The 20,740-nt window shown below is 33.9% G+C and carries 21 protein-coding genes; 5 read left to right on the plus strand and 16 right to left on the minus strand.

The genetic code is table 11. The features are described 5' to 3' along the window. Window positions 1-2 precede the first annotated feature (2 nt). Together ABD745_RS01855 and ABD745_RS01860 are read right to left on the minus strand one after the other, a co-directional pair. Window positions 3-443 carry a hypothetical protein gene (locus ABD745_RS01855; RefSeq protein ID WP_344824303.1) on the minus strand — a complete coding sequence of 147 codons (441 nt, stop codon included), beginning with the start codon at window positions 441-443 and terminating at the stop codon, window positions 3-5. A 9-nt stretch (window positions 444-452) separates the two neighbouring features. Next, entirely contained in the window at window positions 453-1,331 is an 879-nt protein-coding gene (locus ABD745_RS01860) for a NifU family protein (RefSeq protein ID WP_344824306.1), read from the minus strand. Window positions 1,332-1,493: 162 nt separating this feature from the next. Here ABD745_RS01860 and ABD745_RS01865 point away from each other — a divergent pair, with 162 nt between their 5' ends. After that, on the plus strand, window positions 1,494-2,030 hold the full coding sequence (locus tag ABD745_RS01865; protein WP_344824309.1) for a gamma carbonic anhydrase family protein: 537 nt from the start codon (window positions 1,494-1,496) through the stop codon (window positions 2,028-2,030). A gap of 123 nt (window positions 2,031-2,153) precedes the next feature. Here ABD745_RS01865 and ABD745_RS01870 read toward each other — a convergent pair whose 3' ends face one another. Continuing rightward, window positions 2,154-2,582: an outer membrane protein assembly factor BamD gene (locus ABD745_RS01870; RefSeq protein ID WP_344824312.1), complete on the minus strand. Its 429-nt coding sequence runs from the start codon at window positions 2,580-2,582 to the stop codon at window positions 2,154-2,156. Between the two features lie 79 nt (window positions 2,583-2,661). On the opposite strand from ABD745_RS01870, the gene ABD745_RS01875 reads away from it, so the two are divergent. Next, entirely contained in the window at window positions 2,662-4,788 is a 2,127-nt protein-coding gene (locus ABD745_RS01875) for a helix-turn-helix domain-containing protein (RefSeq protein WP_344824315.1), read from the plus strand. A 37-nt stretch (window positions 4,789-4,825) separates the two neighbouring features. On the opposite strand, the gene ABD745_RS01880 is transcribed toward ABD745_RS01875, so the two are convergent. Both ABD745_RS01880 and ABD745_RS01885 read right to left on the minus strand, forming a co-directional pair. Beyond that, entirely contained in the window at window positions 4,826-5,272 is a 447-nt protein-coding gene (locus tag ABD745_RS01880; RefSeq protein WP_344824318.1) for a hypothetical protein, read from the minus strand. A 9-nt stretch (window positions 5,273-5,281) separates the two neighbouring features. Continuing rightward, the gene (locus tag ABD745_RS01885) at window positions 5,282-6,049 is read right to left on the minus strand and encodes a hypothetical protein (protein ID WP_344824321.1); all 768 of its coding nucleotides are present in this window, start codon (window positions 6,047-6,049) and stop codon (window positions 5,282-5,284) included. A 189-nt stretch (window positions 6,050-6,238) separates the two neighbouring features. Here ABD745_RS01885 and ABD745_RS01890 point away from each other — a divergent pair, with 189 nt between their 5' ends. Further along, on the plus strand, window positions 6,239-7,243 hold the full coding sequence (locus tag ABD745_RS01890; protein WP_344824324.1) for an LLM class flavin-dependent oxidoreductase: 1,005 nt from the start codon (window positions 6,239-6,241) through the stop codon (window positions 7,241-7,243). Window positions 7,244-7,310: 67 nt separating this feature from the next. Then, the gene (gene ribB, locus ABD745_RS01895; protein WP_344824327.1) at window positions 7,311-8,432 is read left to right on the plus strand and encodes a 3,4-dihydroxy-2-butanone-4-phosphate synthase; all 1,122 of its coding nucleotides are present in this window, start codon (window positions 7,311-7,313) and stop codon (window positions 8,430-8,432) included. A 45-nt stretch (window positions 8,433-8,477) separates the two neighbouring features. Here the strand turns inward: ribB and fmt are convergent, their stop codons facing one another. The 5 genes from fmt to folK all read right to left on the minus strand — a co-directional run bounded on the left by fmt (window position 8,478) and on the right by folK (window position 14,987). Beyond that, a complete protein-coding gene (gene fmt, locus ABD745_RS01900) occupies window positions 8,478-9,425 on the minus strand; it encodes a methionyl-tRNA formyltransferase (RefSeq protein ID WP_344824330.1) in 948 nt (315 codons plus the stop codon). 147 nt (window positions 9,426-9,572) lie between these two features. Next, window positions 9,573-11,474, minus strand: coding sequence for a RecQ family ATP-dependent DNA helicase (locus ABD745_RS01905; RefSeq protein ID WP_344824333.1), 1,902 nt, complete (start codon window positions 11,472-11,474; stop codon window positions 9,573-9,575). A gap of 78 nt (window positions 11,475-11,552) precedes the next feature. Then, window positions 11,553-13,013: an OmpA family protein gene (locus tag ABD745_RS01910; RefSeq protein WP_344824336.1), complete on the minus strand. Its 1,461-nt coding sequence runs from the start codon at window positions 13,011-13,013 to the stop codon at window positions 11,553-11,555. Between the two features lie 32 nt (window positions 13,014-13,045). Next, window positions 13,046-14,548 (minus strand): OmpA family protein, encoded by a 1,503-nt coding sequence (locus ABD745_RS01915; RefSeq protein ID WP_344824339.1) that lies wholly within the window; start codon window positions 14,546-14,548, stop codon window positions 13,046-13,048. A gap of 22 nt (window positions 14,549-14,570) precedes the next feature. After that, entirely contained in the window at window positions 14,571-14,987 is a 417-nt protein-coding gene (gene folK, locus ABD745_RS01920; RefSeq protein ID WP_344824342.1) for a 2-amino-4-hydroxy-6-hydroxymethyldihydropteridine diphosphokinase, read from the minus strand. A gap of 19 nt (window positions 14,988-15,006) precedes the next feature. On the opposite strand from folK, the gene sppA reads away from it, so the two are divergent. Continuing rightward, a complete protein-coding gene (gene sppA, locus ABD745_RS01925; RefSeq protein ID WP_344824345.1) occupies window positions 15,007-16,767 on the plus strand; it encodes a signal peptide peptidase SppA in 1,761 nt (586 codons plus the stop codon). Window positions 16,768-16,843: 76 nt separating this feature from the next. Here sppA and ABD745_RS01930 read toward each other — a convergent pair whose 3' ends face one another. The 6 genes from ABD745_RS01930 to lnt all read right to left on the minus strand — a co-directional run bounded on the left by ABD745_RS01930 (window position 16,844) and on the right by lnt (window position 20,723). Next, a complete protein-coding gene (locus ABD745_RS01930) occupies window positions 16,844-17,104 on the minus strand; it encodes a GlsB/YeaQ/YmgE family stress response membrane protein (RefSeq protein ID WP_047399556.1) in 261 nt (86 codons plus the stop codon). A gap of 70 nt (window positions 17,105-17,174) precedes the next feature. Continuing rightward, window positions 17,175-18,128 (minus strand): signal recognition particle-docking protein FtsY, encoded by a 954-nt coding sequence (gene ftsY / locus ABD745_RS01935; protein ID WP_344824349.1) that lies wholly within the window; start codon window positions 18,126-18,128, stop codon window positions 17,175-17,177. A gap of 167 nt (window positions 18,129-18,295) precedes the next feature. Beyond that, entirely contained in the window at window positions 18,296-18,448 is a 153-nt protein-coding gene (locus ABD745_RS01940) for a DUF4295 domain-containing protein (protein WP_065399141.1), read from the minus strand. 19 nt (window positions 18,449-18,467) lie between these two features. Continuing rightward, the gene (rpmG, locus tag ABD745_RS01945; RefSeq protein WP_027373683.1) at window positions 18,468-18,650 is read right to left on the minus strand and encodes a 50S ribosomal protein L33; all 183 of its coding nucleotides are present in this window, start codon (window positions 18,648-18,650) and stop codon (window positions 18,468-18,470) included. Window positions 18,651-18,653: 3 nt separating this feature from the next. Next, window positions 18,654-18,896 (minus strand): 50S ribosomal protein L28, encoded by a 243-nt coding sequence (gene rpmB, locus ABD745_RS01950; protein WP_344824370.1) that lies wholly within the window; start codon window positions 18,894-18,896, stop codon window positions 18,654-18,656. 192 nt (window positions 18,897-19,088) lie between these two features. Beyond that, entirely contained in the window at window positions 19,089-20,723 is a 1,635-nt protein-coding gene (lnt, locus tag ABD745_RS01955) for an apolipoprotein N-acyltransferase (RefSeq protein ID WP_344824373.1), read from the minus strand. Between the last annotated feature and the right edge of the window lie 17 nt (window positions 20,724-20,740).

A 20,740-nucleotide genomic window follows, 5' to 3' on the forward strand; every position in this document is an offset into this window, starting at 1 on the left:
GATTAATTTAGATTTCTCATTCTTTCATCAATTGTCGGACCATATTTTTTCTTTAAACGTAAAATATAAAGCTCCAACGCAAAATGTTTTTCCTCTTCGGTCATTCCCAAAGATTTTAAATATTGATCGCCTTTTTGAATAGCTGTTTTTGTGAATAATTTTTGATACTCTTCATCAGCATCATATACGAATTGTTCCCCTTTTAGTTTTTTTATTTCGTCATGAATTTCTTTATCAAGCTCATAATAATTGTGGAAATAATAATCAAGAAAGGTTGTGTTTTTCTTGTTTAATTTTTCCAGAATAGTATCCATCTTCTGAATGCTGTCTTTCGCAACGCCCATTTCAACAAGGTCGTCATGAATTCCGTCATTCAGCTGAGGTTCCTTTTTGCATGAAAAAAGACTTAAGCTCAAACAAATTAAAAGAAGAAATATTCTCATAAGCGAATTTTACCCGTTTACAGCTTCCACTCTTTCTACTAAGTCAGGAACGAATTGTTTTAAAATATTTTCAATCCCTCCTTTTAATGTAGCAGTTGAACTTGGGCAGCCTGAGCAAGCGCCTTGTAGAAGCATTTTTGCAGTTTTATTTTCCTTATCATATTCCATCAAAGAAATTTTCCCACCATCGTTTTCTACTGCAGGAGCAACATATTCATTTAGAATATCAGAAATTTTCTGTTCGTCGTCGGTATAATCTCTGTTGATGATCTTTTCTACAGGATTTTCGTGTTTCTGGGATTCAATATTAGAAATTTCACCTCCGTTCTGAAGATATTCAGCTATAAAACCACGAACAGCCATCATCACCTGATGCCATTCTACAGAATTATCTCTTGTTACCGCTACGAAATTATCAGAAATAAAAACTTCTTTAGCAAAATCAAATTCTTTAAAAATAGCTTCTGCTAAAGGAACTCCCTCTACTGCATCTCTCGATTTTACTTCTACAAAACCATCCATTAATAATTTGCTTGAGACAAATTTCATGGCATTCGGATTCGGAGTCATTTCCGCGTAAATCTGATACATTTCTTTTTTCTTCTGAAGATAAACTCTTGGGTTCGCCAACAATTCGTCCTCAACAACATTTTTCAGGCTTTCTGCAACGTGTTCCCATTCTACAGTATCCTGTTTTGCAATCGCTACAAAATTGGCTGTAATGAAAATTCTTTCCACGAAAGGATAATTGAAAAGTTCCTGTGCCAAAGGAATTTCTGAAATATCTGAATCTCTGTCCAACTCCAAAGATCCCGGAATCAGGTTGTAGTCAGCCACAAATTTCATCACTTTCGGGTTTTCGGTTGGTTCTATAAGTATAGTATGCATTTTTTCTTTAAATTTGAGTTACAAAAATACGGATTTAGAAATTAGAAGCTAAACGTTGGAAGTTAGATTTTTGCTATCGGTATCATTTCAAAATTATCAGGTGAAAGTTTTATCTTCGAATTCATTCATTTTCAAATCATAAAATTAAAATATCACATTGAAATGGCTTTAATAAAAGAACTTTTAGGAAAAACACCGCAGATCGGGGAGAATACTTTTTTGGCTGAAACAGCAACGATCATCGGAGATGTTACAATGGGGAAAGATTGCAGTATCTGGTATAATGCTGTAATCAGGGGAGATGTTCACTATATTAAAATGGGAAATAAGGTAAATATTCAGGATAATGCAATGTTACACTGTACTTATCAGAAACATCCTTTAAATATAGGAAATAATGTATCGATTGGACATAATGCGATTGTTCACGGATGTACAATTCAGGATAATGTTTTAATCGGAATGGGCTCTATCGTAATGGATGCTTGCCTGGTTGAAGAAAATTCTATTGTTGGAGCAGGTTCTGTGGTTACTCAGGGAACCCATATTAAATCCGGAGAAGTTTGGGGTGGTGTTCCTGCGAGAAAAATTAAAGATATTAATTCTTTATTGTTGGAGGGTGAAGTGAACAGAATTGCAGATAATTACGTGAAATATTCTTCATGGTATAAAGAAAATGTAAAGCATGTTGAAGGGTAAAATTCACAAATAATATTTCAATTAAAAAAATAAAAAGCTTTATCAATTTTGATAAAGCTTTTTACATTAAAAAATCCTCAGATAGGGTTTATATATTTTAAACAAGTCTTCCAGGTAAATTATCTATGCTGAAACCAGTTCAGCTTTTCCGTTTACACATTTTACAGATGTCGGTGGATTAATCATCATACAATCGGACATGATTTGATATTTTTGATTAAAAGCTTTCACTTTCTCCGTATAATCATTGATTTTATTTAAAATAGTTGCTTCCATTTTTTTAGGATAAGCAATATAAGATTGAGGTCCTCCGCAAGCTTTTGCACCCATCGGAGCAAATGTCCATTCATTAGCGTCGGTACATTTTTCTTTAGAAGCCTCAGATTCAATGGATGCTTTTAATTTATCTAATTGAGCCTGATCATATTTTTGGCTGTTTTCGTCTGCAGGTCTTTCCGCAATGTCTTTTGGTAGATTGGTGTTGGCATTTTTTGTTGAAGAACAAGAAGCCATGAAAAGCACTGTACAAACAGCTAAAATAGACAGTTTCATAAATTATTTTTGTTGAGATATTTTCAAAAGTTGTGCCAAGATATGGATTTAAATTTCATTTTGCGTAATTTTGACAACGATGAACAATCATTTTTTTGACTTAATAGAACATACCAACCGAAGTATTTTCCTTACCGGAAAAGCGGGAACGGGAAAGACGACTTTCCTGAATGATTTTGTAAAACGCACAAGAAAGAAACACATTGTAGTTGCTCCTACGGGAATTGCGGCGATCAATGCGGGAGGTGTTACCATTCACTCGATGTTTGGGCTGCCTCTCAGAACTTTTTTGCCGACAACCGACAGAATTGATACAAGTTTGGCGAATAATATTGCCGATTTGATGCCACATTTCAAATACAGAAAAGATAAACTTAAACTTTTAAGAGAAGTTGAAGTCCTTATCATTGATGAGGTTTCCATGTTGAGATCGGATGTTTTGGATATGATGGATTTTTCTTTACAGTTTATCAGAAGAAATAATCAGCGTTTTGGGGGTGTTCAGATGTTGTTCATTGGGGATTTGTATCAGCTTCCGCCGGTGGTGAGAGATGAGCATATCTTGAAAATGTATTATAATTCTCCTTTCTTTTTCGACAGTCATGCCATCAAGGAAATTCCATTGATTACAATTGAATTAACGAAAGTTTACCGTCAGTCTGATGAAAGTTTTTTAGAAATTTTAAATGCAATTCGTGACGGAGATGTTGCCAATATTGATTTTGATCATTTAAATGAAAGATACGATCCCGATTTTGATATGGGAACGGAATCTTACGTTTACTTGTGTTCGCATAACAAGATGGCGGACGAAATCAATCAAGAAAAATTAACGGAGATAAAAGTTGATCCTAAAAGTTATGAAGCAAAACTTTTCGGTGAATTTAAAGAAAATCAGTTTCCGAATGAGCAGTTTTTAGAATTAAAAATAGGCGCTCAAATTATGTTTATCAGAAACGATATTTCCGGAGAAAAGAAATATTTCAATGGAAAATTGGGTGAAATTTCTGCGTTGGATGAAAATGAAATTAAAGTCATTCTCGATGGAAACGAAAGAGAAATCACCGTAAAACGTGAAGTTTGGGAACAGAAAAAGTATTTCCTTGATACCGATAAAAATATTAAGGAAGAAGTTTTAGGAAGTTTCGAGCAGTTTCCGATAAAATTGGCTTGGGCAGTTACGATTCATAAAAGTCAGGGTTTGACATTTGATAAAGTGATTATCGATGCCGGAAAAAGTTTCACAGCGGGACAGGTTTATGTAGCATTGTCGCGTTGCCGGACGTTGGAAGGAATTGTTTTAAAATCTAAAATTACTCCGGAAGTTATTTTTAAGGATAACAGGATTTTAAAATTCCAGGGTGAAACTCACGCCAATGATAATGTTGAGGCGATTTTAAATAAAGAAAAATATGATTATAGCATCAAGAAAGTGCTTCGGACGGTTGATTCTCAATGGCTTTTAAAAGAAGTAGAAGACTGGAATAATCTTTCTATTGTTACAAAGAGTATCGATCATGTAAAAACAAAACAGCTGTATGTGCAATTGAAACACGAGATTGTAAACCTTGGAAAGATTTTCGAAAAATTAGACCGTGTTATTTCTCAAAAGGTTAATAATTTTATTGAAAATAAAGAAGAATGGTCCGAAATTGAAAACAAAACAAAAGGTGCTGTTAATTTCTTTTTTAGCGAGATAAGAGATAAAGTTTTCAATCCGCTGAAAGAGTTTTATGCGGAAATAAAAGGTGCAAAAGGTTTAAAACAATACAACGAAGACTTTAGAGTCTGGCTTGAAGATATTGAAGAATATCTGAACAGTTTGAAAGAAGTTCATCTATTGGAAACTAAACTTTTAGATGAAAAAAATGATAAGGAAATCAGCATGAAAATTGCAAAAGTTCCTTCTCAGGTTCTTACTTTCCAGTTATTTGAACAGGGAAAAACCATCGGTGAGATTGCATTGGAAAGAGGTTTGGTAAAGGAGACTGTCATTGGTCATCTGGCGAAATTTGCGGAACAAGGCTTGCTGGATATTTCAAGAGTGATTACTTCGGATAAGATCAGAGCATTTGAAGATATTTTCTACAAGACCCCACACGAAACGTTAACAGAATGGAAAAATGCGCTGCCAAGTAATTTTGAGTTTAATGAGATCAGAATTTTGATTAATCATTTTAATTATCAGAAGGAAAAAGCGAAATAAATTTTAAAGACGGATTCAATTTACTTGGAATCCGTCTTTAAATACTACTGAGTTTTCTTTTGTTATTATCCCAAAACCACGTGTGTCGACCTCTATCTGTTAATTCCACTTCTGTATTTTCAAGTTCATTGAATCTATTTTTATCAGTTTTAATGAATTCAATTATTGTGAAATATTTTTCATCAAGATTATTAGAATCAACCAATTTTAAATATTCAGCAATGGAACTTTTATCGATCATAATTTTCCCGTTTCCACACCAATGTCTGTCTTGTCCGTTCTTTTTAACTCCGGAAATCCAATATTCTTCTCCAGTTTCTATGTCGAAATGATTTCCACTAATTCCGGGAGTTTTAAGTTTTTTCAAAGCTTTATTATTAAAGTAAACTGTTTGACCGGATTTTGAAAATTCTACAAAACCAATCCAGGCTGGTCCGTGATGACCGTAGGATTTGTTTTCGATGTACATTATTTTTGGTTTCATGATTTTAATTTAATAATATTCATAATTTCTATAATGGAATTCTTGAGCTCTTCGAAGATAAAAATTGTCTGTAATTAATTGATTGAGCTCATTGACTATTTTTTCCATTGATGATATTTTTTCAATTTTTTGCTGTTTCGTAGCGTCAAAATCAATTTTACTGTCATCGTCAATTAATTGTCTTAAAGATTTTAAATAAAGGTCTTTTTGTTTTGAGATGTCATATGTTTTATGAAACTCATCTTTACTTTTTGGATATAAATAAATTGAATATTCTGCATACCCTAATATCCTGGGATGCTGATGCACAAAATATGTTCCTCCATATTCAAGATATTGAAATAAGGAATTAATGTTTGAATAAATATCAATAAGTTTTTTTCGTTGTTCTGCATATTTTTCAGAACCATTTTTCTGTTTAAGAAAATAAGCATACAAAATAAAATAAGAATCTTTTCCAACTTCACTTCCAAAACCATTTCCAAAAAGATAGTATAATTTATCTGGATTTTCAGTTATATCTTCAAAGAATTCGGGGTGAAAATCTATTATTTTATTGAATTCTTTTTTTTCTAATTTTAATGCAACATCAGTTTCAGGTAATAATAAAATGGTGTCTAATGTTGTATAATACTTTGAATTATCAGGCTGTCGCTTTTTAACAGGGTTAATATTTTGAATTTCTGTAATAGTTTCTCCCTTTGTATTTTTAGAACTATCATTATTATTACAATTTAAGAGAGTTAGAGTTATTAAAATAAGAAAAATGTTCTTCACGAAATAATTTTATTTATTCAAATATACTAACGAAAAATTGAATTTTAGTACAAAAAATATTAATGGGATTTGAAATTTTACAATAGTTTTTTCCTGAACTACACCATCAATCCTATCAATTACAAAAAGTAACTAATGTAATTTATTAGTTTTAAATTTGTTTGGTTTTTTAAACCTAAAATTTAAAATATGAAAAATTTTGAAATATCGGTGTTGGATCTTGCTCCCGTAAAACAGAATAAGACCATTCACGATACCTTTCAGGACAGTTTATCTTTAGCAAACCATACTGAAAACTTAGATTATAAAAGATTCTGGCTCGCCGAACATCACAATATGGAAAGCATTGCCAGTTCTGCAACCTCAGTTCTGATCGGTTTTATTGCCAACGGAACAAAAAAGATAAGAGTAGGATCGGGGGGAATTATGCTTCCGAATCACAGTTCATTAGTCATTGCCGAACAATTCGGAACGTTGGAATCACTTTTTCCCGGAAGAATCGATCTTGGTTTGGGAAGAGCTCCCGGAACGGATGGTTTGACGGCTCAGGCTTTGGGAAGAAATCCTGCGATTATCAATCAGCAATTTCCGAGACAGATTTTAGAATTACAGAAATATTTTTCCAAAGAAAATTCTAATGCATTGGTTCGTGCCATTCCGGGAGAAGGTTTGGATATTCCTTTGTATATTTTGGGTTCTAGTACAGACAGTGCATTTTTGGCTGCAGAATTGGGACTTCCTTACGCTTTTGCAGGACATTTTGCTCCGGAACAGATGGAAATGGCCTTTAATATTTACAGACAGAATTTTGAGCCTTCAAAATATTTAGGCGAACCTTACATCATTGCCTGTGTGAATGGAGTGGCGGCAGAAACTTCAGAAGAAGCTCATAAAATGTCAACGACTTTATTTCAGGCTTTCATTAATATTGTAAGAAACGACAGAAAACCTTTTACACCGCCTGTTGATGATATGGATGATATTTGGTCACCCATGGAAAAATCGATGGTACTGCAGAAATTGAAATATACTTTTATCGGAGATCAGTCGGAAATTAAAGAAAAGTTGAAAAATTTTCAAGAGAAATTCAATGTAGATGAACTGATGATTAATTCTCACATTTACGATCATCAGAAAAGATTAGAGTCTTATGGGATCATCAGAAAGGCAAAAGACTCGATATTTAAAGCGTAATAATCCGATTATATTAATTGGCAGATGCTTGTTTTTATGAGTATCTTTGCAAAAATTTAAAGTAAAAATGTCTGATATTAAATTAAATACTATTCCAGAGGCTATTGAAGACCTTAAAAATGGTAAAATAATCATAGTAGTAGATGATGAAGACAGAGAAAACGAAGGTGATTTTCTTTGTGCTGCAGAACTGACAACACCGGAATTGATCAACTTTATGGCAGTTCACGGAAGAGGTTTGATCTGTATGCCGCTTCCTGAAAAAAGATGTGATGAATTGGGATTGGAAGTGATGGTAAGCAGAAGCAGCGATCCTAAAGAAACAGCTTTTACAGTTTCGGTTGACCTTCTTGGAAATGGTACTTCTACAGGAATTTCTGCAGGCGACAGAGCAAAAACAATTCTTGCTTTGATGGATGAAAAATCCAAACCGACAGATTTCATGAGACCGGGTCATATTTTCCCGCTTCGTGCCAAAAAAGGAGGTGTGCTGAAAAGAGCAGGACATACAGAAGCTGCGATCGATCTTACTTGTTTGGCAGGTTTGAAAGAAGGTGGGGTGATCTGCGAAATCATGAATGAAGACGGATCAATGTCTCGTCTACCGGATTTACAGGTTTTTGCCCAAAAGCACGATATGAAAATTGTTTCTATTGAAGATTTAATTCATTATCAGCTTAAAAAAGGAAACCTTATCGAAAGAATTGAAGAAAGAAAAGTAAAAACTGCTTACGGAGATTATGATTTCTGTGCTTTCAGAGAAACTTCTAATGATCAGATTCATTTTGCTTTAACAAAAGGAAGCTGGACCGTTGATGAGCCTGTTTTGGTAAGAGTGCAGTCTTCTGATTCTTACTTTGATGTATTGACAAGATTGAATAACGGTGAAAAACCTTTATTGGAGAAAGTAACCAACATGGTAAATGAAGCTGGAAAAGGGGCAATTATTTTCATTAATAATGTTTCAAATTCTGAAAATACATTGAGAAAATTACAGCAGTTCATCAATTATCAGGATGGTCAGCAAAAGCATCCGACAGCGGCTTTCAATTACAGAGATTACGGAATCGGAACTCAGATTTTAAAGAATCTTGGAATTAATAAGTTTAAAGTAATCACTCAAAATCCGGATATCAAACCTCAGGTTGGAGGTTATGATGTTGAGGTTACAGAGATGGTTCAATTATAAATAAACTAAACCTTCAAGGTTTTTAAAACCTTGAAGGTTTTTCTTTTATGCCATTTTTATTTCATCAAAGTTTCTGAAACCGTTCAGAAAATCTTTGATATTCATCCTTTTCTTACCTTCTAACTGTAATTCTAAAGGAAAATATACACCGTCTTGAGTGTAAATTTTAAATTCATTTTTTGAAATATCTAAACTTCCGACAGTTTCCCCATGATTGGAAACTTCAAATTTACCTCCGAATATTTTTAATCCTTTTTCCTCTTCCCCGATTTTCAACGTTGTAAAAGCAGCAGGATAAGGCGACATTCCTAAAATAAACTGATGAATTTCTTTTGAATTTTTCGTCCAGTCGATTCTTGTATCTTCTTTGAAAATTTTAAAAGCATTTTTCGGATGTTCAACTTCCGGTTGAGGTTTTTCTATGATTGAATTTTCTGCTAATCCGTCCAATGTTTTTACAACCAGTTTTGAACCCATTTCCATTAATCTGTCGTGAAGACTTCCTGCATTTTCATCTTCCAGGATCGGAATTTCCTCCTGTAATAAAATATTTCCTTCATCAATTTTTTCATTAATAAAGAAAGTAGTTGCTCCCGATTTTTCTTCACCATTAATGACTGCATAATTGATCGGAGCAGCACCTCTGTAATCAGGAAGTAACGAAGCATGAAGATTGAAAGTTCCAATTTTAGGCATTTCAAATAGAACTTTAGGCATCATTCTGAAAGCAACAACGACAAAAACATCAGCTTCTAGTTTTCTTAATTCATCTAAAAATTCTGGATTTCTCAATTTTTCAGGTTGAAAAACAGGAATATTATTTTCTACAGCAAAAACTTTTACCGGAGACTGATTGATTTTTTGTCCGCGCCCGCTTGCTTTATCTGCAACGGTGACAACGCCGACAACTTCATGATGAGATTGGTGAATAGCTTCCAACGAAGTTTTTGCAAACTCCGGAGTTCCTAAAAATACGACTTTCAATGATTTCATGGTGCAAAGATAAGGTCTTTATTAAAGGATTAAAAGATTTGAAATTAAAAAATTGACAGTTCTTATTAGAGATGTCATGCTGAGCGGAGTCGAAGCACCTCACATAAAAACAGATTTCTCCTTCGTTGGAATGACAAAAAAGATCTTTTATGCTAAGGTATAAGTTCTAAAGTTCAACATTTTTACTTTTCCTGAATCCAATAAAAAGATCAAATTTTCTAAAATATTTTCTTTGGAATGATAGCTTAACTGAATCGAAAGTTCTTCAATCGTCGAAGGTTTTTTTGCTAACATATTAACAATTTGATTAGAAATATTTTTGCCAAAAATCAACTGTTTATTCTTTTCACAAACAGAACATTGACCACAGTTTTTAGAATTTTTCTCACCAAAATAGGCAAGAATCAACTTCATTTTACAATATTGATTGTCTTCAATATAAAACTTCATTTCTTCCCATTTCTGGATTTTATTTTTTTGAATATGCTCAAAAAGTTTCCAGTATGCTGAATTATTAACTCTTTCGTCTCGTGGTTTTAAAAATTTAATACTAGATAAAGCACCATCAATATATTCCACATACCCTTTTTGCTGAAGTTCTTTCAGTCTTTCTTTGATTAAATGAATATCTACCCCAATTTTACTACTGACCTGTTGTTCACTGAACATCACTTTGTGAGTAGTAATTCCGGAAATTGTTCGGAGCATTAATTCAATAAAATAGGCGTCTTTTTGTGGTAACTGATCTATTTCATCTGCCTGCATTAAAAGCTGTAATGATGACAGACTTTTATTTTCATTAAAATAAATAATTTCCTGATTGTGAAGAAAGGTTAAAACATTTTTAATTTTTGCATTCGATAGCTTTGTGAAATTCTGAATTCCGGCTGCATTTAATTGAAAAACTTTCTCAGGCAATTCAAATTCTGCAACCTGAAAAATGGAGTAGAGGTAATTGATAATTTTTAAAAATTCAGATTTATTCGGAATTTGGTTTTTTAAGATTTGATCAAAATTTAAAATTTCCTGTTTATTCCAAAGTAAAAAAGCAAAACTTTCATTACCGTCTCTTCCGGATCTTCCGATTTCCTGATAATAATTTTCAATAGACGGGGCAGGAGAGTAGTGAATGACAAAACGAACGTTGTCTTTGTCTATTCCCATTCCAAAGGCATTTGTGGAAATCAGAACGTTGTTGTTACTGTTATTCCAAATAGTTTGTTTGGTGTTTTTTTCTTTTGTAGTTAATCCAGCATGAAAGAAATCAACATTATTTAATTGATTTTTGCGTAAAAACTCTGCTAACTGCTCAGCTTCCTTTCTTGTTCTTACATAAATAATTCCGGATTCGTTTGTGAATTTTAAAATATCAAAAATACGTTGGAATTTGTCCGAAACTTCTTCGGTGAAAATTCTGATATTTTCTCTTCTAAAACTTTTTTGGAAAACTTTTGGGTCTTTTAATTCAAGTTTTAATTTAATTTCTTCTAAAACTTTGGAAGTTGCAGTTGCTGTCAGTGCAAGACAAGGAATTTTAGGATTATTCTTTCTAAAATCTTTTATATTCTGATAACTCGGTCTGAAATCCTGCCCCCATTCTGAAATACAGTGCGCTTCATCTACCGCGATAAATGATAATTGTATTTCTTCAATATTTTGTAGAAACTGTTTGTTTGATAATCTTTCCGGAGAAACGTAAAGCATTTTTGTCAGACCTTCTTTACAACGGGCATAGATACCTTCAGCATCATATTCATCCAATTCTGAAGATAGGTATTCTGCCTCGATTCCTCTTGATTTCAATTGATTTACCTGATCCTTCATCAAAGCTAAAAGCGGCGAAATGATAAGAGACGTTCCTTCCTTCAGCAAAGCCGGAAGTTGATAACAGAGAGATTTTCCGGCGCCTGTAGGCAAAAGAACAAGAGTATCTTTTTCATTAATAACCGAATCGATGATAGCTTCCTGAGAATCCCGGAAATTATCATAACCCCAAAAATGTTTCAGGGTTTTAAATTTTAACTCTTGAAGATCTTGTTGAGAAATCATGTGATAAAAATAATGAAAGTAATATAATAAAAAAAGCCACGCAAAGCGTGACTTTTATATAATTTACTAATAAGTTTATTATTTAGCTTCGAAGTAAACTCTTCTGTTTGCTCTGTTTTTCCATTCAGGACATTTAGTAGCAGGTTCACATTCAGGATATTTAAGGTCTTTTTCACCTCTACCTTCTGCATTCAACTTACCAGACTGAACACCGTTTTTAATTAAATAATTTTTAACGTTGTTGGCTCTTCTTTCAGATAACTTTTGGTTATAAGCATCAGAAGCTCTTGTATCAGTAGCTCCGATTACGGTATAAGTACCATTTGAAGAGTTAATATAGTTTACAGCGTTATTCAGGATCGGTGTATTAGAAGGTAAAATTCTGTCTGAGTTCAGATCAAACTCAATTCCTTCCATTGTTGTTACATCTTCTTTTACAGGTCCAGTTACCGGAGGAGTCGTGGTAGGACAACCTTGGTTTTCTACCGGTCCAGGAACAGTTACACATTTATCGTACAGGTCGATAACACCATCAAGGTCAGTATCAAGAGCAACACCGGCACCATCAACTCTTGCACCTGCAGGAGTATCAAGCTGTCTGTCCCAATCGTCGCAAACACCGTCATTATCAAGATCACCTTTCTTACAAACCTCAATATCCTGGCTTTTGTTTGCCAATACATCTAATTTGTAATAGATTTCCTGAAGTGGGTCATGCCACATTAAGTGAGATTCGTGTTTTCCAAGTTTTAAAGAAACCCCTAAAGTTGCGTTAAAGAAGTTGTCAGAAACCTGCTCTTCACGTTGGTTGATTGCGCTGTATTTATTACCACCACCGTCGAATTCATCATCACCTGTAATACCATACATTAATCTACCTTCGATATCGATTCTTCTGTTAACTTTGTATTTAACACCAGCACCAGCTTGTGCAAACATAGAACCAAGTTGGAATGGCTTAATTTCTGTCACCATTCTTTGTCCCATTTCGTCTTTCTGGTATGCTCTGTATGCTAAAGTTCCGATACCTGCATACCCGTGCAATGCCCATCTGTAAGGAGAATGGTTATCAACTCTTCTCAATAAATTTGAAAAGTTAATATCTCCTAATAATGTAATCGCATCATATTGAGTTCTGGCGGCTACTTGTTGATATGCAGAAGCATTTGCTGGAGCTGCATTTTTAGTATTAAACCATCCCTGTCTTGTTTCTCCTCTATCATATTGTAAGTTAATACCAAAAGCGTGTGTAATAGCTTTATCAATACTAATATATGCAGAATAACCAAAAAGGTTTTTACCGTTACCGTTCTTTATAGATGTTAAATCTGCAGATTGGATCAATGGTACACCCGCACCAAATGAAATCGCCCAATCATTAAATCTCTTTGATTTATTTGTAAATGGGGAAACATTCGCAGAGCCTGAAGAGAATGTATTTGGATATTCTCCATTTGAAACTACTGCAGTTGAGTCTTGTGCAAAGCTGGCTGTAGGAACAGCTAATGCCAATGCAACAATTGCTAAACTTAATTTCATAGTGTATTTTTTATTTAGTTAATTAAATGATTTTATTTTGCTTTGAAGTAAACTCTTCTATTTGCTTCATTTTTTGATTCAGGACATTTAGTAGCAGGGTCACATTCAGGATATTTAAGATCCGTTTTACCTCTTCCTTCAGCGGTAAGCATACCAGAAGCAATACCTTTGTTTGTAAGATATTTTACAACAGCATCAGCTCTTTTCTGAGATAATTTCAAATTGTATGTAGCTGAACCTCTGGCATCAGTGGCTCCGATCACTAAAAATTGATCATTTGAGTTTAATCCTTTGATAACTTCTGCTGCATGGTTAAGCTTATCAAAAGATTGAGGTCTTATTTTGTCGCTATTTAATTCAAATTCAATACCTTCAAAATCCTTATTGATTTTTTCTACAATATCAGGAGTAACTACTGGAGCTACTGGGGTTGGAGGGCAACCATTGTTTTCTACCGGTCCTGGAACAGTCACACACTTATCGTATAAGTCTATAACTCCATCCAAATCCATATCTAAAGCAACACCCGCACCGTCAACTCTTGCACCTGCAGGAGTATCAAGCTGTCTGTCCCAATCATCACAAACCCCATCGTTGTCAAGATCTCCTTTTTCACAAACGACAAGATCTGTACTTTGATTTTCCAAAACATTCACTCTGTAATATGCTTCTTGTAAAGGATCATGCCATGCTAGATGAGACATATGTTTCCCTAGTTTGAAAGAAACTCCTAAGTTAACAGTCCATGCATTATCAGACCTTCTTTTGTCGATCATGTTGTACTTAGATACTTTAGAAGTTACATCATAATCATCAGGACCTGCATTTCCACCTCCGTCAAATTCATCATCACCACTGATGATGTACATTGTTCTTGCTTCAATGTCAATAAGTTTAGAAACATTATATTTCACACCTACTCCAAATTGATAATAAACTGAATTAATATCTAATTTTTGATTGATAAATAAAGGGATTCTAGCAGGAGTAGTGCTCCATCTGAACTCATTATTATCATGCAATGATGTATTGAAGTTCATTAAACCTATACCTCCGTAACCATGTAAAGCCCATCTGTATGGAGAATGATTGTCAACTCTTCTTAAAATATTCGAGAAGTTAACGTCTCCCATTAAGGCAATCTGATTATACTTTGTTTTCGCTTCTGCAACTCCGGCAGCAATCCCTGCAGCTCCTTCCAGTTGAGCCTTCTGTGTAGTTTCACCTCTCTGATAAATAAGACTGATTCCTAATACGTGAGAAACTTGTTTATCCAAACTCACATAGGTGTTATAGCCCCAATTGACTTTCTTGTCAGTGATTGATTTAAGATCAGAGTGAGCCATAAAAGCTACACCACCACCGACTGATACAGACCAGTCATTGAATCTTTTAGCCTTGTTGTTGAAAGGTTGAACATTGGCAGAACCTGAAGAGAACGTATTGGGATACTTATTATTTGAAGTAACAGCTATACTATCCTGTGCGTAAGTAGCAATAGGCAATGTGGCCAATAATAATAAACCTAATTTCATACAATATGTTTTATGTTTTATTTCAAATAAATTTTTTTAATAATATTCTGGAAAACTCTCTTTCAAAAAGATGCTTCTTGTGAGGGATTTCCAATCTTTCTGATAAAAATTTTAATTCATTATACTTAACGATATCTATATCTATAATTCTATCAGCATATCCTCCCTTTGCTTTCGAATCGTTAACTCTTCCCATTTCAATTTCAATGCTTTTAACAAAATCAAGTAATTGAATTGGCGAAAGATGTGTAAATATTATCGTTGCAATATTACAAAAAATATTGGAACTGGCAAACTCTACGGGCTCGGATGTTAAAAATTCACTAATTTGTAATATTTCATTTCCCCCTTCTTTGATTTTTTCCAGGGCTGTTTCTAAATTTTTTTTTTGATCTCCAAGATTACTTCCGAGTAACAAAACCACTTTATGTTGCGACATATTGGAAAATGATTGATTTATGAAAAGTTTTTTTAAAAATGTACTGGCAAATATAGTGGCTATTGTCATATTATGTGTCGTGTTTTTCTTCTTTTTCATCATAATGCTTGTATTTAGTGCGATGGGAAGCGAGCAGTCTGTGGTTGTAAAAAAGAATTCTGTACTTACAATTAATTTAAAAACAAATATAATAGACAGCCCGACTGAAGAGCAGAAAGGATTATTTGGGATTAGCGATCAGAATAAAAGTGTTCTGATTTATGATGCAATTGAAGCAATTAATAAGGCAAAAACTGATGATAACATCAAAGGTATAAGTATTGAAGCCGATCAGCTTAATGCGGGAATTACTCAGATTGATGATCTTAGAAATGCTATTCAGGATTTTAAAAAGAGTGGAAAATTCGTCTATGCATACGGAAATGCAGTTTCTCAGGCTTCTTATTATTTAGGTTCTGTTGCGGATCAGTATTATCTAAACCCTTCAGGGATGATTGAGCTTAAAGGTCTTGCAACTGAAGTAGCTTTTTATAAAGATTTTGCGGATAAATACGGCATTGGAATTGAAGTGATCCGCCATGGAAAATTCAAATCTGCGGTTGAACCTTTTTTGAGAAATGATATTTCTCCTGAAAATAAAGAACAGCTAAGCACTCTTTTAAATGATATCTGGAAAAATACTTCATCAAGAATAGCGGCTTCCAGAAAAATTGATACAGCTCAGTTCAGAACGGTTGTTGACAGTTTGTATGGGATGATTCCTGATTTAGGTTTGAAATATAAATTAGCGGATAAATTAATTCAAAAAACAGAATATGATCAGTTAATTAAATCAAAATTAAACTTAAAAGAAGATGAAAAAGTAAATAAAATCTCTCTAGGAAAATATGTTGCTTCTTACTCTGATGATGATAAATCGGGTGATAAAGTTGCTGTTTTATATGCTTCAGGTTCTATCAATGGTGGTGATGATTATAATGATATTCATTCTGAGAAATATATTAAATATATCAAAGATCTTCAGGAAAATAATAAAATAAAAGCTGTTGTTTTCAGAATTAATTCTCCCGGAGGAAGCGCCAATGCTTCTGATGAAATTTTGTTTGAACTTCAGCAATTGAAAAAGAAAAAACCGCTTATCGTTTCTTTCGGTGATTATGCTGCTTCAGGAGGATATTATATTGCCATGGCAGCTGATAAAATTTATTCTGAACCCAATACACTTACAGGATCGATCGGTGTTTTCGGAGTGATTCCTTACTTCAAAGATATTGCTAATAAAAACGGAATCCGTGCAGATATTGTTGCTACGAATGCCAATTCTCAATATTATTCTTCTTTAAATGGAGTTACACCCTATGGAGTAAGCTTAATTACCAGAAGCGTTGAAGGAACTTATAAAAGATTTGTACATTTTGTGACTCAAAATAGAAAGAAAACTTTTGAACAGATTGATAATATCGGAGGAGGAAGAGTCTGGAGCGGTACCAGAGCTAAGCAAATCGGGCTTGTAGATGAGTTGGGTACTCTGAATGATGCCGTAAAATTTGCAGCTCAGAAAGCGGGCTTAAAATCGTCTTACGCTGTTTCATCTTATCCGAAAAGCATGACACCTTTTGAGCAGATATTTAAAAATTTAAATGAAGATGATATTTCTGCAAGAGTTGTTAAAAGCAAAATAGGAAAGGCTAATTATGAAATTTTGCAGCAGATTGTTGAAGAAAGAAAATTACAGTCTGAAGTAAAAATGGAAATGCCATATCAGATAAAAATCAACTAAACTAAATTATATTGTACAAAGAAATGGCGGATTTGAAATTTCAAATCCGCCGTTTTATTTTTTTAGCTAAAAATTTTTAACTTTTCTTTGTTACCATTCCGTAGATCCAGAGAAGAAGCAATGCTCCACCGATTGATAAAATCCAGCTTCTAGGGTTCCAGAAAGAAGTTACGTCACCCCAATGAAGGACATAGACTCCGATCGCTCCTCCCACGAAAGCTCCTAAGATTCCTAAAATAATTGTAATAAGCCATCCTCCTCCTTGAGTTCCAGGCATGATCAATTTTGCGATTGCTCCGGCAATAAGACCGAATAAAATCCATGTTAAAATTCCCATAGTTGCATTTTTTTTAATTTGTTAATATTTAAAGTTTGTTATTGCTAATTTAGGGAAAACATGATTGAAATCATCTTTTCTTGAAGAACGAGTCAACAAATTCCGTACCATTGAATAATTGCAGATCCTGCATCTTTTCTCCGACACCGATATATTTTACAGGAATCTGGAACTGATCGGAAATACCAATGACTACACCACCTTTTGCAGTTCCGTCTAATTTCGTTACGGCTAGAGCATTTACTTCTGTTGCAGCCGTAAACTGTTTTGCCTGTTCGAAAGCATTCTGACCTGTAGAACCGTCAAGAACCAACAAAATCTCATGAGGAGCGTCAGGAATAACCTTTTGCATTACTCTTTTGATTTTCGAAAGTTCATTCATCAAATTAATTTTATTGTGAAGTCTTCCTGCAGTATCAATGATAACAACATCTGCATCCTGAGCAACAGCACTTTGTACCGTATCAAATGCAACAGAAGCCGGATCAGAGCCCATTTCCTGCTTTACAATCGGAACTCCAACTCTTTCACTCCAGATTACCAATTGATCGACTGCGGCAGCTCTAAATGTATCCGCAGCTCCTAAAACAACCTTTCTTCCTTCAGATTTGAACTGATGTGCTAATTTTCCGATCGTTGTTGTCTTTCCAACGCCATTTACTCCGACAACCATAATTACATAGGGTTTTTTCGAAGTATCAATATTTCCTGTTCCTGCGTGAGGATTTTCAAGTAAAAGTCCTGAAATTTCTTCACGAAGAATTTTATCCAATTCGTTTACGCTTACAAATTTATCTCTTGCAACGCGTTCTTCAATTTTTTCTATGATTTTGATGGTTGTGGACGCACCAACGTCGGATGCAATAAGTATTTCTTCCAGATCATCCAGAACTTCATCGTCTACTTTGCTTTTGCCGACTACGGCTTTTGTCATTTTTTCAAAGAAACCCTGACTGGATTTTTCCAATCCTTTATCTAAAGTTTCTTTTTCTTCTTTTTTAAAAATATTTTTAAACCAACTCATTTTTATGAATTACGGAATTTTAAATTACAAATTATCAGCCATACAATTAGCGAATGAATTCTTTATTCATCGATTCAATTAACAGCTCGTAATTAACTCAAAAGCAAAGATAACAAAAAAACTACCCAAAATCTGAGTAGTTTTTTATATTGTAAATAAAGTAGGGATTATTTTTTCAAAAATCCGTCCACTTCGTCTGCATTCATTACTTTTTCTTCGAAAACGTAAGCTCCTGATTTAGAAGACTTCACCATTTTCACAACTTTAGTCATTTTTTTAGACTGTCCGCTTTGTAGGGTTGCTACTACTTTCTTTGCCATGGTAAATTATATTTATAAATTACTTGATTTCTTTGTGAAGGGTAGATCTTTTAAGAACAGGATTGTACTTCTTAAGCTCTAATCTCTCTGTAGTGTTCTTTTTATTTTTAGTAGAAATGTATCTAGACATTCCTGGCATACCGCTTTCTTTGTGCTCTGTACATTCAAGGATTACTTGAACTCTATTTCCTTTTTTTGCCATGATTTAGTTCTTTTTAATCAATCCGTTTCTAGTAGCTCTTTCAATAGCTTCCTCGATTCCAATCTTGTTAATCACTCTCAATCCATGAGCTGATACTTTCAGTATTACGTGCTTATCTTGCTCTGGAAGGTAAAATTTCTTCTCCAATAAGTTAATTTCAAAACGACGCTTCGTTTTGTTATTAGCGTGAGAAACGTTGTTACCAACCATTGCACGCTTTCCTGTTATTTGGCAAATTCTTGACATATCTCGATGTTCTTTATTTGTATAATATTTGAGGTTGCAAAATAACGAAGAATTTTTTAGATAGACAAATCTTTTACAAAATTATTTAGAAATAAGTTGCTCATTTATATTCTTGATTTTAAGCTGAAAAATTCAAAAATGGTCATATAAGAGAACTTTAAGGTCTTTTGTAATAAAAATAATTAAAATAAATTAATCCTTTTTCATTCTGTTCTGGAATTTTTTAATCAAGAAATAAAATAACAAAAATCCCAATGCAAAAATGGAAAATCTCGAAAGCAAATCTCCGGCTCTTGCATAAAAAGTCATTTTATCATAAAGATTTACCTTTGCAAATAAGGTTGTTTTATCTCCATAAAAAGTATCTTCTGTAATCTCACCTTTTGCGTTGATATGTGCAGAAATTCCACTGTTTGCGGCACGTGCAATTTCTCTTCTTGTTTCGATAGCTCTTAGTTTTGCATATGATAAAAGCTGTTTGTGGCCTTCCGTAACGCCCCACCAGGAATCGTTTGTCATGATTGTAAGGAAATTAGCGCCTTTTTTCACATAATCGGTGGTAAATTCTCCATAAATACTTTCATAGCAGATAATAGGAGCGATTTTTCCTTTATTAAAAGGATTTGAGAAAGCCACTCTTTCTTTATCTGTTCCCAAAGAGGCAACAGTTCCTCCCAAATTAATCATAGCATCACCTAAAAGCGGTTTTAAATAGCTCATATAAGGGAAAATTTCAACCCCCGGAACTAGTTTTCCTTTATGATAAACTTCTACTTTTTGATTCGGAACCACCTGAATCGCCGAGTTAAAACTTTCAACCCAAAGTCCGGGATTTATTTGATAGGCTTCTTTTGGTAAATTTTGACCATTGGTATAAAACTTATGCGAAGAAATGCCTGTTGAGAAAACCGAACCCGGATGTTTTGCTAGAAATCCTTTGATATTATTTAAAATTAAACTCTTTTCAAAAGCTCTCTCAGAAATGGATCCTCTTCCCGGAAGTGCAGTTTCAGGAGCGATATAATAATCTATTTTCCCTTTTGAGCTTCTTTCGGCTAAACTTAAAAGATCGTTTTCTATCGTTAAACTGTCCTGAGAATATTTTTCAGCATAAGGATCAAGATCGGGCTGAAGCATCAAAACATTTACACTTCCGATTGGTTTTTCATTAAAATTATTAAACTTAATAATGGAAATTATCATAGGAATAAGGATCAAAGCTCCCACAATAGAAGTGTTTTTAATTAAGTCCTTTCTTTTTCTTCCTGCTTCCCAGGTTCTTACGGTATAGAAGATCAGGATATTAATTAATAAAATCCAGAAACTTCCGCCGGTTGCTCCTAAAGTATCATACCATTGAATTAATTTCGGATAATCTGCAAATACATTTCCGAGATTCAGCCAGGGCCAAGTGAGTTCCCAACCTAAATGAAATTTTTCGAAACTCATCCAAATGGCAATTAAAAATCCTAATCCCCAATAGGTTCCCTGTGCATTTTTATACGAGTGATAACATTGAAAAACAAGAGAATATAAAAATGAATTGACCAAAACCGGAAATAAAACCGCCATCATAGAATGGCTTCCGTCAGGATTTTTTGAACCGTAGAGCCAACCTGTTGTCACCACATTCCAAATCACGAAACACAGGTAAGAAAGTCCGAAAACTACCCAGCTTTTCCTGTTGTAATTTGAAAATTTTGAAACTCCGTGTTCCATCATTAAAAGCGGAACAAGGGCAAAAAATATAAAAAACGGAACACCGTAAGTCGGCCACGAAATGGACAAAAGCATCGCTGAAATGAGCGTAAGTAAAACGTATTTCATTAAATTTATTTAACACA

It is taken from the genome of Chryseobacterium ginsenosidimutans, assembly GCF_039536845.1.
GTDB lineage: Bacteria > Bacteroidota > Bacteroidia > Flavobacteriales > Weeksellaceae > Chryseobacterium > Chryseobacterium ginsenosidimutans_B.

Bases quoted from the DNA above. Each gene is read 5' to 3' on its own strand.
- ABD745_RS01855 (WP_344824303.1), bottom strand. From the start codon at position 443: ATGAGAATATTTCTTCTTTTAATTTGTTTGAGCTTAAGTCTTTTTTCA.
- ABD745_RS01860 (WP_344824306.1), bottom strand. From the start codon at position 1,331: ATGCATACTATACTTATAGAACCAACCGAAAACCCGAAAGTGATGAAA.
- ABD745_RS01865 (WP_344824309.1), top strand. From the start codon at position 1,494: ATGGCTTTAATAAAAGAACTTTTAGGAAAAACACCGCAGATCGGGGAG.
- ABD745_RS01870 (WP_344824312.1), bottom strand. From the start codon at position 2,582: ATGAAACTGTCTATTTTAGCTGTTTGTACAGTGCTTTTCATGGCTTCT.
- ABD745_RS01875 (WP_344824315.1), top strand. From the start codon at position 2,662: ATGAACAATCATTTTTTTGACTTAATAGAACATACCAACCGAAGTATT.
- ABD745_RS01880 (WP_344824318.1), bottom strand. From the start codon at position 5,272: ATGAAACCAAAAATAATGTACATCGAAAACAAATCCTACGGTCATCAC.
- ABD745_RS01890 (WP_344824324.1), top strand. From the start codon at position 6,239: ATGAAAAATTTTGAAATATCGGTGTTGGATCTTGCTCCCGTAAAACAG.
- ribB (WP_344824327.1), top strand. From the start codon at position 7,311: ATGTCTGATATTAAATTAAATACTATTCCAGAGGCTATTGAAGACCTT.
- fmt (WP_344824330.1), bottom strand. From the start codon at position 9,425: ATGAAATCATTGAAAGTCGTATTTTTAGGAACTCCGGAGTTTGCAAAA.
- ABD745_RS01905 (WP_344824333.1), bottom strand. From the start codon at position 11,474: ATGATTTCTCAACAAGATCTTCAAGAGTTAAAATTTAAAACCCTGAAA.
- ABD745_RS01910 (WP_344824336.1), bottom strand. From the start codon at position 13,013: ATGAAATTAAGTTTAGCAATTGTTGCATTGGCATTAGCTGTTCCTACA.
- ABD745_RS01915 (WP_344824339.1), bottom strand. From the start codon at position 14,548: ATGAAATTAGGTTTATTATTATTGGCCACATTGCCTATTGCTACTTAC.
- folK (WP_344824342.1), bottom strand. From the start codon at position 14,987: ATGTCGCAACATAAAGTGGTTTTGTTACTCGGAAGTAATCTTGGAGAT.
- sppA (WP_344824345.1), top strand. From the start codon at position 15,007: ATGAAAAGTTTTTTTAAAAATGTACTGGCAAATATAGTGGCTATTGTC.
- ABD745_RS01930 (WP_047399556.1), bottom strand. From the start codon at position 17,104: ATGGGAATTTTAACATGGATTTTATTCGGTCTTATTGCCGGAGCAATC.
- ftsY (WP_344824349.1), bottom strand. From the start codon at position 18,128: ATGAGTTGGTTTAAAAATATTTTTAAAAAAGAAGAAAAAGAAACTTTA.
- ABD745_RS01940 (WP_065399141.1), bottom strand. From the start codon at position 18,448: ATGGCAAAGAAAGTAGTAGCAACCCTACAAAGCGGACAGTCTAAAAAA.
- rpmG (WP_027373683.1), bottom strand. From the start codon at position 18,650: ATGGCAAAAAAAGGAAATAGAGTTCAAGTAATCCTTGAATGTACAGAG.
- rpmB (WP_344824370.1), bottom strand. From the start codon at position 18,896: ATGTCAAGAATTTGCCAAATAACAGGAAAGCGTGCAATGGTTGGTAAC.
- lnt (WP_344824373.1), bottom strand. From the start codon at position 20,723: ATGAAATACGTTTTACTTACGCTCATTTCAGCGATGCTTTTGTCCATT.